Here is a 12026-nt window from a genome sequence, read left to right on the forward strand (position 1 = left end):
GAGGTGATATATATATGAATACGGTAGATAAAAATAAAGCTATACTGAAACAACTGACATTATTCTTCGGAATATTTCTGCTGTTTACAGATGTTTTCTTTCTGATAATAGGTGTGGTCTATGACTTTCCTCTTATCAGATATGTTATCTATGTTAAACTTGTGATCAACACCACCAATTTATTTATTATTCTGAAGGAGCATTATCTTGTTGCCACTTCAATAATTTATACTGTCATCCTTGGTTTTATGATAACAGGTGTTGTCAGCCTTGGAATAAAACCTGCATTTCAGTTATATGGACTAGGTATGATCGCATGTGTCAGTTACAATGGATATCTGCATAAAAGAGTACTTAAAAAAGAATTATCATTACCGATAGTTATAACTATCCATGTTTTATGCTATGCAGGTGTATATCTTTATGCCCGTTTCAACGAGCCTCTTTACAATGTTCCTCAGAGCGCTTTAGATATACTCATCTCATTTAATTCACTTGCAACTTTCAGTATGGTCATTCTTTATATCGGATTCTTCCATCATGTTGCACTTGATTCAGAAGAAAAACTGGAGAATATGGCTCTCATCGATAATCTCACCGGTTTATATAATCGTCACTATCTTCTCCGGACACTTGACCAAATGAAGATAGTCACACCAAAGAAGCATTGGATTGCACTTCTTGATATTGATAATTTTAAAATGATAAATGATACCTATGGTCATCTCTGTGGCGACTATATATTACGTCGTGTGTCGGATATCTCAAAACAGGAATGCAAGGACTGCATCGTCTGCCGCTGGGGTGGAGAGGAATTCATCATTCTTCCAACTTCCGACAAGACAGATCAATCTATACTGGATAATCTTCGCCGACGTATCAGTGATGAGATTTTTGTATTTGAAAATAATAATATTCACATAACCGTCACCATCGGTTCAGCTTTCCATGATGGCAATATGACTCATGACATCTGGATTTCAGAAGCTGACAAAAAGCTTTACTACGGCAAAGAAAATGGCAAGGATCAGGTTGTTGTCTGATCCTTGCCGTTTTTCTTTATTGTTTTCTGTATCTTTTTCTTTATCTTTTTCTTTATTGTTTTCTTTATTGTTTTCTGTAATTATATTGTCTTTATTATTTATAATACTTTTTACATTACTCTTTTTACAATTACTCTTCTTACAATTACTCTTCTTACATTACTCTCTCTACCATATTCTCTCTTCGATAGGGAGATATTCTTTATGTTTTCCAACGTACTTATACGCAGGTCTGATTATCTTACCGTTATTTACAAGCTCTTCTATTCTGTGAGCTGACCATCCCGGAATTCTTGCTATTGCAAAGATTGGTGTAAAAAGCTCTGCAGGAATCTTAAGCATTGTATAAACAAAGCCGCTGTAGAAATCAACATTTGCACATACAGGCTTATGCATATCACGCTTACTCATGATAAGATCTTTAGCTATCTTCTCAACTCTTTCGTAAAGTTCGAATTCCTTAACTTTACCCTTTTCTTCTGAAAGCTTTCTTGCCGACTCTTTGAGGATAACAGCTCTTGGATCTGAAATCGAGTAAACAGCATGTCCCATTCCGTATATAAGTCCGGATTTGTCAAATGCCTTCTTATCAAGAATATCATTAAGGTAATTTCTTATCTCATCTTCATTTTCCCAATCTGAGATATGAGCCTTAATAGCTGTAAACATTTCCTGAACCTTGTGATTAGCTCCACCATGTCTTGGTCCCTTAAGCGATCCTAGTGATGCTGCAACAGCTGAGTAAGTATCAGTATGTGATGATGTTACTACATGTGTTGTAAATGTAGAGTTATTTCCTCCACCGTGATCAGCATGAAGTACAAGGCATATATCAAGTACCTTTGCTTCAAGATCTGTATACTTCGCATCAGTTCTGAGAAGCCTGAGAATATTCTCTGCTGTGGAAAGTGTTGGCTTTGGTCTATGAATAATAAGACTTGAGTCAAGGAACTTATGTCTGTAACTCTGATATCCGTAAGCTGCTATAAGCGGGAATCTTGCAATAAGTCCGAGGCACTGTTCCAATACATGTCTTACTTCTATATTATCCGGATCTTCATCATAAGAATATAATGTAAGAACACATCTCTGCATTGTATTCATGATATTTGCACTAGGAGTTTTCATGATAACATCTCTGTTGAAGTCTGTAGGAAGCTCTCTAAGATCTCCTATAACATCCATGAATTCCTTTAACTGGGCTTTTGTAGGAAGTTCACCGAAAAGAAGAAGGAATACTGTTTCTTCAAATCCTCTCTTGGTTCCTCTGAATCCGCTGATAAGATCATTTACATTATATCCCTGATAATATAACTCTCCGGGAATAGCGATTCTCTCTCCATTTTTCTCTGCAAATCCCGTAACATCAGAAATCTCTGTAAGACCTGTAAGGACACCCTTACCGTTTGAATCTCTAAGACCTCTCTTAACATCATATTTAGAATATAATCTTGAATCTATCTGTCCGGAATCGGCGCAGAATTCCACATATTTATCTACTAGTTTATTGAATTCGTAATTACTGAACAATCTGCTTACTCTCCTTTTTACCCCTTTGTTCCCTGCTCTCTGCAGGATCAAAATCAATAATGCATCTTTCATATGCATTTATGATTTTTGTATTGTTGTATGCATATTCCTGAACATACTTTCTTCCGTAATTTCTATGTACATGACCATGAATATAAAGCCCCGGCTGGTATTTGTCCAGTATTTTATAAAAACACTGGAATCCCATATGCGGAAGATCCTCACCATCATTTAATCTAAATGCAGGTGAATGTGCGACGAAGATATCGATACCTTTCTTCTTGGAGTTCTTCATTCTGGCTTTTGCAACTCTCCATGCCATCTGCCTTTCAGTATACTGATGAAGAGATTCATGCCCCATGTTATATTTCATACTTCCGCCAAGCCCGAGTATTCGGACGCCCTGATGTTCATATACCGTATCTTCGATACAGATACATCCATCCGGCGGAATAGTCTCATACTTATAGTCATGATTACCATGAACATATAATACAGGACATAATGCATAAGTTGCAAGAAATGAAAGATAATGCGGATCCAAATCTCCTGCTGAGATTATAAGATCCAGACCTTCCAGTTTACTCTTTTCAAAAAAGTCCCAATAATATCTAGATTCAAGATCAGCTATCGCTAGAATTCTCATCGTCCTTTAACACACCTTTAAGTTCAACTATTTGTCTTGCTCTTTCTTTAAGACTGTCGATTGAAGGAATGATTCCTTCAACATTTTCCACAAGCCAGTCCATGGTCATAATCTCTTCAGGAGGCATTAGTCTGCCTTCTTCATTTCTTATCTCTCCATTTTGACTTACTATCTTTCCGTAGAAAGGAGTAAAGCTTCCGTCAGTCATAAGTTCCTTCATGGCTGATACGAGTCTTCGAACGCCGTCAGGTAATTTATTTGAAAGTATTATATCTATAACACCCGCAGAAAGTCCCCACCAGTAATTTACAGGTACTCCTGCATTTCCGCTGTCTGCCACATCCCAGGAATCATTCATGATAAGTCTTATGATCTTCTCATACATTTTTCCCCAGTTATATACAGGCATTGCAATATTCTCAGGTTCTTCAGCCGAAAGTTTATACATTCCGAATCTTCTTGATGCATGTTTCGGCGTTATCATATCCTGGTCGGAAATATAATCCACACCGGATTCATAGAATTCCCTGTATAGTTCAGACTTCTTATCATCCTCCTTAAGAGTTGTCCATTTAAGATATACAACAGCTCTTGGATTGACCATCCTTGCACCCATTGCGAATGCATTGATATTTGCAGTCATTCCGTAGATCGGATAGTCTGCAAGATATCCAAGCTTGTTGCTCTCAGTAAGGGCACCGGCTATCATTCCAGAAAGGAATTTCGACTCATAAAGTCTGGCATAATAAGTTCTTATATATCTATGAGAAGTATTCAGTGAACAGTTAAGTATCTTAACGTTCGGATATTTTACGGCGCATTTTAAACTTGCATCCACAAGCTGTGATGTTGTCGTAAATATAACTTCGCACTTCTCTTTTGTAACTAGTTCATCGATTGCAGCAACTGCATCATCTTCTGTCTTGGCTGTTGTTACCTTAAGAGTAGATATCTTGTCACCAAAAACTTCTTTAAGATGATTTCTTCCGAGCTCATGTGTATAGAGGAAATCCGATGTCATAGGATCTCTGTCATATACAAATGCAACCTTAATAGGTTTATTAGCCGAAGATGATGAAGTAAGTATCTGTCCGAGGATAGACTTTGATTTTTTTGTATCATCCGGAGGAGTAAGATTAATATCGAGGACTTCATTCTTATCCTTGGTAAGATATTCTTCCCAGGTATTTGAAACCGCTCTCTTCATCTCATCTTTACTCATATCAAGAGCTTCATAGAAATCATATATGTCTAAGAATGCAAGAAATGCATCGCCGGTTGTTATATTCTCAAGTTTTTTACCGCCTTTTTGCTCATAAGCTTCCGAGAATTTATACAGAACCGACATGAAATTCTTACTGTCATATTCTGTCCATTTATTTACATCATCTTCAGCAAGAGCAGTGAGATTATTCAGTATGTTAGAACTACTGTTTTTCTTATCCTCACCGTTTTGCTCCATAAGAGACGCTCTCTCTGCTTTTGACTTTAATACCTTATCTATAAACTTCTGGAAATTTCCTTCTTCACTGACCCAGATATCATTAATTCCCGTCAGCGCATTGAAATCCATAAATTCATAGTAAATCTTTATCTCTTTATCGTCCGTTCTTCTTGGTATCTTCCTTATTACTTCAGCAGGAATTTCAATAGCGTCAAAAAACTTCATGACACTAACTCGTTTATTTCCTTCTATAACATAGTAATAGTTGAGATATTCATAGACTTTGATAGGATCTCTGATCCCTTCATTCATCTGTGCGTCAGCCAGGGCAGACCATTTATATGCAAATTCTGTTTTTCCGTTAAGAACCGGCATGAAATTATTTGCAAATGCATATGTCCTGCTTCTTGTACTTGTTCCAACCACTCTGCTTAACGGCACTCTAATAACGCCAAGATTCTTCTCTTTGACAATATCATTTTCCTGAATTATCTCATCAAGAACAGGCAGGTACGGATGCTTACCTTTCTGTACAGCAGTCCTGTATGCCTTAATACCCATTTTTCCAGCTTTTTCATATTCTATAAATGACATTTATCTACCTCTTGCTATACAATATATTTTCAGCAAATGTAAAATCATCATTGGTAATCTTTTTATTCGAAAATCCCGCTATCTTAAGGATTTCAAGCAATCTATCGCGATTATCCTTTGTGCAGGTCATTTTACCACTCTGAACAAGATAGTCAAGCTGATCTTCGTAATTAATAGCTTTTTTAAACTCCTTGTCCTTCTTTTGAAGCTTCCTTACATACCTCATGTATTTCATAATAAGTTTATCATTAATTTCCGCACGTTTGTACTCAATATTGTATACCACAAATGGTTTAATGTATATATACATAAATACGAGAAATGCAACAATTACAATATATAATAATACAATAGCTATCTTCTGTATGAAGCTGTCCCTAATCTTGAATCCACCAAAGTTTGTGGTTTCTTCCTCTTCCTTATCTTTGCCTATATCGTCTCTGCTGAACTGGCTCCAGAAATCAATTATATCTTCCTCTTCTCCCGCAGGAGTAGCATCAACCAGAACCCATCCTCTGCCTTCGATATATGCTTCAACCCAGGCATGTGCATCAGCATCGGTAACTTCAACTTCGATAGGTGCTGTCTCGCCGATCGCTGAATATCCTTCATAATAATCTTCATATGCAGAATCCTCGGCAAGTTCACCGTCTCTTGTAGCCTGATCGTATGATACTACATAACCTTCGCAGTATCTTGAAGGAATACCCATAGTTCTAAGTATCATAGCCGTTGCACTGGCATAATGAGCGCAGTATCCCTTCTTGTTATATAAAAGGAAATAAAGTATAAAGTCAGTACCTCTTGGTGTCGCACCCGGTTTGATCGTATATGGAATTTCCTCCTGGAAATAATCCTCTATCTGCTGGATTATCTCTTCATCACTTCCGTGAAATCCTCTTTGTTCGCAGAATTCTATCAACTCATCCTTAATCTCATCAGGTACATAACGATATTCAGGATCTATCGGTATATTATCAGGAGATATACCAACCTCCCTGAAAAGAGGATAGAATTCATAAGTTACCGGCGCCTGATAATATGCAATTGTATTTGTATCATCCGAATAATACGGAAGGTAAATGCCTGCATTGGCATCAACATTGGTTACTTCTATCTTAGCCTTCGCACTGTATTCTTCTCCAAGTAAAAATCTCTTTTTCAGGGCTTCGACCTCACCATGGTTCTCACCTTCGGGAGTTCTGCAGGTTTTATCCATCTCCCATCTGTTTTCTACCGGAATATATCTGCCGCCCACAAAATCCTTAAGGTAAATAGGCTCATACGAATACGGCGCATATTTAATCTTTATGTCAGTTTTGTAATCAAGATGGATTGAAGAAACTCCTCCAAGTCGTCCTGTAGAAAGACCACCGTTATTCTCATAACGATTGAAAAGTCCCATGAATCCAAGTGTAAACAGTGTCTCCGCAACATCGACAGCTCGCTGTTTATATTTATTATTGCCCTTTGCTGAATAACCCTGCTTCGGAACTATTGCCGAAATGATATTTACAAAAGCGAATATTATTATGACCGCAACAATCGATGCCTGCCTTAATACCTTACTGTTAATTCCGTAACTAAGTCCTTTTTCGGAATGATAATATTTGCTGTTTCTTCTATACAATCTGTAATGTTTTCCGGACTTAAGGAAGTAAGCCATGAAAATACCACTGAAATAAAGAAGCACATATATCATATCCGGTTCAAGTCCGAAGAAAAGAGGAACAATATTGATAAATGATACAATGATAGTTGCAATAAGATATCTGGCTCTTCTGGAAATATAGTTATTTACAATGATATTTGACACCATAACATAGAAGCATGCCGTGACGGTAATCGAGAAATATCTGTCGGACATTCGCTCCGTATAATGCTGTACACCTTCAAGTTTCAGGTATATCATCGCATAACTCATGGTATCATTCACGATGGCATAAAAGCCTGTATTGATATATTCTTTAAGTAAAAATGCAGCTCCTGCGAAGACCAGGAAATAAACTATATATCCAACATTCTCAGTAAGCGCGCTGTAGTAAAGAAGTGCGCAGAGAATAGCTGTAATAATTCCCACAATATGTACTGTCAATTCAGAATATTCACATGCGAAACTAGAGAGGTATATTCCTGCGCCTCCCACTGAAAGGCAATATGTAATGATACCTTTTATGATAAGTGTCTTTATGCGATTTTCTTTCTCTTCGTATACGCTCTTATCTATCTCAACACCTTTACATATCTCTATATTATTATATTCTTTAATCCTGCTCGACCACGACTGCAATAGCTTCACCCTCTTTATGTACTACATTGATATAAGCCTTTAATTCAGGTCTTATACTCCTCATAAACTCCTTGGTTTTGTCAGAATCATGATAGATTTTCTCATAAAGCATATCCTGGAAAGCATTATCAACATCATTCGGACTAATGATCTGTCTTTCTTCAAATTCAAATCTGGTTTCACTCCACCATAAAACTCTTACGAACAGATTGCTCTTTGCAAATTTAAGAATAAGGTTATATGAAACATCCAGAACTTCTTCTACTTCATCCGTATTTCCCGCCAGATCAACGAGAACCACCAGCTGCTGGTCAGACATACTTACTCTGTCTTTTACCATGAGAATGTCTCTCTTAGCCGACAACTTCCAATGAATACTCATAAGTTTATCGCCCGGAATATACTCTCTGATCTCATTTACATCAGAGAAATCATTTCCTCTTTTCTGAGATTCTTCAGCTTCAGTCATACCTCTGTTCATATCGAGAAGATTCACAGGATATGCATCATTCTTTAAAGGAAGTACGAATACTTCCGCACTCTCAGGATTTGATTTCTTCATATCAACAAATCCCATGATATCCGTTACATTTAGATGATCTATGGAATATTTCAGAATACCGCAGACAGAAAGTCTTAAAGGAAGAAGCATTTCTTCTTCACTTCTTATTCCCGCTGCCATGGATACTACGAAATCATTACCGATATTATAGAATTGATTTTCTACATTCAGTTTTATATCAACATTTAATGATGGGAAAAATGCTTTATTGATCAGATTCAGAGTAACAAAAGTAAGTGAACCTTTCTCTATTCTTTGTTCATTAACCACAAGCTTACAAGATATATTCCTATGAACATAGAGACAAAGTCCGATAGAAATAAAAGGCATCACAAAAGCAATCCACATGATCATCATAATAAGATGACTATGCAGAAAGTCATGCACTATATAAATGACCCCACAAAGGATCAGATAAAAAAACATCCTACCAAAATGAATTTTAGTCTTCAAATTAACACCCCTTCACTTTTAAGATGTTCTCGGTGAAGGTATAGATTGAACTGTCCTTTCAAGCGCTCCGGCTACTGTAAGACCCTGTGCTCTCGCTTTTTGTCCAAGTTTAACACGGTGTCCAAGAGTATCAAGAACAACTTCCTGAACATCCTTAGCCGTAACATAGTCTCTATTCTCAAGGATTGCCATAGCCTTTGCCATTCTGAGACAAGCTATAGTTCCTCTAGGGCTGGCGCCCATAGAAAACATGCCATTTGTTCTGGTATGTTCAACGATAGTAACTATATAATCATATATTTCATCTCTGACATACATATCGTTCGAAAGTTTTCTGAGCTCACCAAGTTCTTCTCCGTTCATAACAGGCTGAACCTTAGTAAGAGGATGCTCGGCATTCCCTTTAAGAATCCGAACTGCATCGCTATGCTCAGGATATCCCATAGAAAGACAAACCATAAATCTGTCGAGCTGTGATTCAGGAAGCATCTGAGTTCCTGAAGATCCATATGGGTTCTCTGTTGCGATAACTATGAAAGGATCGGGAAGATTTCTTGTGACACCATCAACAGTAGCATGTCCTTCTTCCATTACCTCAAGAAGGGCAGACTGGGTTTTAGGACTTGTTCTGTTGATCTCATCTGCCAGGAACAAATTACAGAATACTGCTCCGGGTCTGTATTCGAATTCTTTAGTCGCATTATTATACATGGAGAAACCAAGTATATCAGACGGTAAAACGTCCGGCGTAAACTGAACTCTTTTATAATCAAGGGAAATAGCTTTTGCAAATGCAGTCGCAAGAGTGGTCTTTCCTACTCCGGGAATATCCTCCATAAGAATATGACCACCTGCTATAGCTGCACCAAGCACTTTTTTAACTACGTGCTGTTTTCCTTTAATAACGCTGTTTATGTTCTCTTCAACAAGAGAAATTTTACCAATATAATTCATTTATTACCTCATAAATCTCAAAACACCTGATTCACAAATATAAATTCTATACACATTCTCCCCAACCCAACGAATTTATATTATTTTGTGATTCCAAGCTTTACTGCTTCATCTGCTACAGCCTTAGCTACTACCTTAGCTACTTCCGGATTAAATGCATCCGGGATAATATAATCAGCTGTAAGCTCATCATCCTTAACGATAGATGCTATGGCAACTGCCGCTGCTTTCTTCATTTCCTCTGTGATACCTGTAGCTCTTGCATCAAGCGCACCTCTGAATATACCAGGGAATACAAGAACATTATTGATCTGATTAGGGAAATCCGAGCGACCGGTTGCAACAACTGCTGCTCCACCTGCCTTTGCTTCGTCAGGCATGATTTCCGGTGTAGGATTAGCCATAGCGAAGATAATTGAATCCTTAGCCATTGTACTAACCATCTCTTTAGTAAGAACTCCCGGAGCTGATACTCCAAGGAAGATATCCTTGCCCTTAACAACATCTGCAAGACTTCCTGCTTCTTTGTTCTTATTTGTGATCTTTGCGATCTCAACCTTAGCAGGGTTAAGTCCTTCTCTACCTTCATAAATGGCACCCTGTCTGTCAACAAGGATTGCATCTTTAAGGCCAAATGAAAGAAGAAGTTTTGTGATGGAAATTCCCGCTGCACCTGCACCATTTACAACTGCAGTAACATCTTCCATCTTCTTGCCGATAAGCTTAAGTGCATTCATGATACCTGCACATACAACGATAGCTGTACCATGCTGATCATCATGGAATACAGGAATATCAAGTTCCTTCTTAAGTCTTTCTTCTATCTCAAAACATCTAGGTGCTGAAATATCTTCAAGATTGATTCCACCAAATGATGGTGCAATTCTCTTAACTGTTTCGATGATCTCTTCTGTATCCTTTGTATCAAGACAGATTGGGAAAGCATCAACATTTCCGAATCTCTTGAAAAGAATGGACTTTCCTTCCATAACAGGAATAGCTGCAAGAGGTCCGATATCTCCGAGTCCGAGTACGGCAGTACCGTCTGAAACTACTGCAATAGTATTTGCCTTACATGTGTACTTATATGCATCCATTGGATTTTCGTTGATCTTTCTGCAAGGTTCAGCAACACCCGGTGTATAGGCTGTTGAGAGGTCATCTTTTGTTTCTACTCTAACCTTAGAAACAACCTCTAATTTTCCCTTATTTTCCTCATGCATCTCAAGGCTTAATTTGTTGAAGTCCATTTTATTAATCCTCCACCTTTACTCTTTTTATATCTTCTTCGTAATTAATTATATTTTCGCGGCTTGCTTCGATATCAGAGAAGAGACAATTAAGCTCTTCATCAGAGAAGCCTCCGTTTTTATATCTTTTGTACATGATCCTTCCGATCTTCTCGTAGTCGGATCTGATTATACTTTTCTCTTTGCTGATCTTTGATTTGATCTTACCAACCTCAATGGCTGTGCTTGTCTTATCACCGATAGTTCTAAGAGCCGATTCGAAACTGTCTTTAAATGCCATAAGCGCCTCCTTACCTCAGTGCGAAATAATGCTAACACACTTTTCTGCTAAAATCAAAATAATTAACCTCTTATTTACTGCTTATATAAAATATTAAGAAAAAAACGAAAGCTGTCTTCCTTCTGTTTTATTCTCATAACTTCTGTTAAGTTTATCCACATCACTCTTTCCGAAAATAATGCCTTTTTCATTTGCAAATGACGCCATCATTTTATAAAGCTTTTCATTTTCCCTTACGGCAATAACTTCAGACTTGCCATAAGAACTGTAAAATTCTTTATACTCCTCCGGAAAGCTTTCACTATACATCTGATGAAAATTATGTCCCACTCCTGCGCGGAGTGTAAGAAGCATATTGCCGGGATCGATACCGGAAATATTATATTTCGATAACTTATCCAGTAGCTTTTCGATATCATTCTCCCTGTCATTTATAAACGGTATCAGTGGCTGAATAAGTACCACAACCGTGATCCCTTTATCAAGAAGAGTTTCTATCATCCGAAATCTTTCCGACACAGGAGATGCACCAACGCATATTTTCTCCGAAATGTCATCTGAAAGAGTTTCTATCGGAATATTCACAACAACTTTCGAGTTCCTGTTAATATCCTCACAGATATCGATGTCTCTTAAGATAAGGGTATTTCTCGTGGTTACGGACACACCAAAATCATATCTTCCGATAACCATAAGACTTTCTCTCATTATCTTCTCATCTTTTTCAAGAGACATATACGGGTCCACGATATTTCCCACTATGACCATTCCTCTGGTACGTTTTCTGGCCAGAGCCTTTGCAAGAAGATCAGGTGCATTCTTCTTTATCTCGACATCAAAGTAATCGTCGAATCCCTTACTATACGGTTTTCTTAAACCCTCGCAATAAATACTTTTCTCAGTGCTGCCGTGATATGGACTGTATCCATTTTGCGGCGTAAGCACTGTTTTAGCTTCAACATAATGCATAGCTTCTCCTA

The 12026-nt window shown here is 37.7% G+C and carries 10 protein-coding genes; 1 reads left to right on the forward strand and 9 read right to left on the reverse strand.

The genetic code is table 11. The features are described 5' to 3' along the window. Nucleotides 1-14: 14 nt before the first annotated feature. Nucleotides 15-1043, forward strand: coding sequence for a GGDEF domain-containing protein (locus tag B5D25_RS07775; protein ID WP_078787410.1), 1029 nt, complete (start codon nucleotides 15-17; stop codon nucleotides 1041-1043). Nucleotides 1044-1211: 168 nt separating this feature from the next. Here the strand turns inward: B5D25_RS07775 and B5D25_RS07780 are convergent, their stop codons facing one another. From B5D25_RS07780 to B5D25_RS07820, 9 genes are all read right to left on the reverse strand, one after another. Then, on the reverse strand, nucleotides 1212-2573 hold the full coding sequence (locus B5D25_RS07780) for a citrate/2-methylcitrate synthase (protein ID WP_242870212.1): 1362 nt from the start codon (nucleotides 2571-2573) through the stop codon (nucleotides 1212-1214). Then, on the reverse strand, nucleotides 2563-3219 hold the full coding sequence (locus tag B5D25_RS07785) for a metallophosphoesterase family protein (RefSeq protein WP_078787412.1): 657 nt from the start codon (nucleotides 3217-3219) through the stop codon (nucleotides 2563-2565). Before B5D25_RS07785 ends, B5D25_RS07780 begins: the two co-directional genes overlap by 11 nt. Next, nucleotides 3197-5257, reverse strand: coding sequence for a BMP family ABC transporter substrate-binding protein (locus B5D25_RS07790; protein WP_078787413.1), 2061 nt, complete (start codon nucleotides 5255-5257; stop codon nucleotides 3197-3199). The genes B5D25_RS07785 and B5D25_RS07790 overlap by 23 nt, the downstream gene beginning before the upstream one ends. A gap of 4 nt (nucleotides 5258-5261) precedes the next feature. Beyond that, nucleotides 5262-7547, reverse strand: a complete 2286-nt coding sequence (locus B5D25_RS07795) for a transglutaminase-like domain-containing protein (protein ID WP_078787414.1) — start codon at nucleotides 7545-7547, stop codon at nucleotides 5262-5264. Continuing rightward, the gene (locus B5D25_RS07800; protein WP_242870214.1) at nucleotides 7522-8439 is read right to left on the reverse strand and encodes a DUF58 domain-containing protein; all 918 of its coding nucleotides are present in this window, start codon (nucleotides 8437-8439) and stop codon (nucleotides 7522-7524) included. The genes B5D25_RS07795 and B5D25_RS07800 overlap by 26 nt, the downstream gene beginning before the upstream one ends. Nucleotides 8440-8580: 141 nt before the next feature. After that, the gene (locus B5D25_RS07805) at nucleotides 8581-9516 is read right to left on the reverse strand and encodes an AAA family ATPase (protein WP_078787416.1); all 936 of its coding nucleotides are present in this window, start codon (nucleotides 9514-9516) and stop codon (nucleotides 8581-8583) included. 80 nt (nucleotides 9517-9596) lie between these two features. Further along, nucleotides 9597-10766 carry an NAD(P)-dependent malic enzyme gene (locus B5D25_RS07810; RefSeq protein WP_078787417.1) on the reverse strand — a complete coding sequence of 390 codons (1170 nt, stop codon included), beginning with the start codon at nucleotides 10764-10766 and terminating at the stop codon, nucleotides 9597-9599. A gap of 4 nt (nucleotides 10767-10770) precedes the next feature. Next, nucleotides 10771-11046, reverse strand: coding sequence for a hypothetical protein (locus B5D25_RS07815; RefSeq protein WP_078787418.1), 276 nt, complete (start codon nucleotides 11044-11046; stop codon nucleotides 10771-10773). Between the two features lie 93 nt (nucleotides 11047-11139). Next, entirely contained in the window at nucleotides 11140-12015 is an 876-nt protein-coding gene (locus B5D25_RS07820; RefSeq protein ID WP_078787419.1) for an SPL family radical SAM protein, read from the reverse strand. Between the last annotated feature and the right edge of the window lie 11 nt (nucleotides 12016-12026).

This window comes from Eubacterium ruminantium (genome assembly GCF_900167085.1).
Classification (GTDB): Bacteria; Bacillota; Clostridia; order Lachnospirales; family Lachnospiraceae; genus Eubacterium_Q; species Eubacterium_Q ruminantium.

Coding starts and splice junctions, on each gene's coding strand:
- B5D25_RS07775 (WP_078787410.1), top strand. CDS start 15: ATGAATACGGTAGATAAAAATAAAGCTATACTGAAACAACTGACATTA.
- B5D25_RS07785 (WP_078787412.1), bottom strand. CDS start 3,219: ATGAGAATTCTAGCGATAGCTGATCTTGAATCTAGATATTATTGGGAC.
- B5D25_RS07790 (WP_078787413.1), bottom strand. CDS start 5,257: ATGTCATTTATAGAATATGAAAAAGCTGGAAAAATGGGTATTAAGGCA.
- B5D25_RS07800 (WP_242870214.1), bottom strand. CDS start 8,439: ATGCCTTTTATTTCTATCGGACTTTGTCTCTATGTTCATAGGAATATA.
- B5D25_RS07805 (WP_078787416.1), bottom strand. CDS start 9,516: ATGAATTATATTGGTAAAATTTCTCTTGTTGAAGAGAACATAAACAGC.
- B5D25_RS07810 (WP_078787417.1), bottom strand. CDS start 10,766: ATGGACTTCAACAAATTAAGCCTTGAGATGCATGAGGAAAATAAGGGA.
- B5D25_RS07815 (WP_078787418.1), bottom strand. CDS start 11,046: ATGGCATTTAAAGACAGTTTCGAATCGGCTCTTAGAACTATCGGTGAT.
- B5D25_RS07820 (WP_078787419.1), bottom strand. CDS start 12,015: ATGCATTATGTTGAAGCTAAAACAGTGCTTACGCCGCAAAATGGATAC.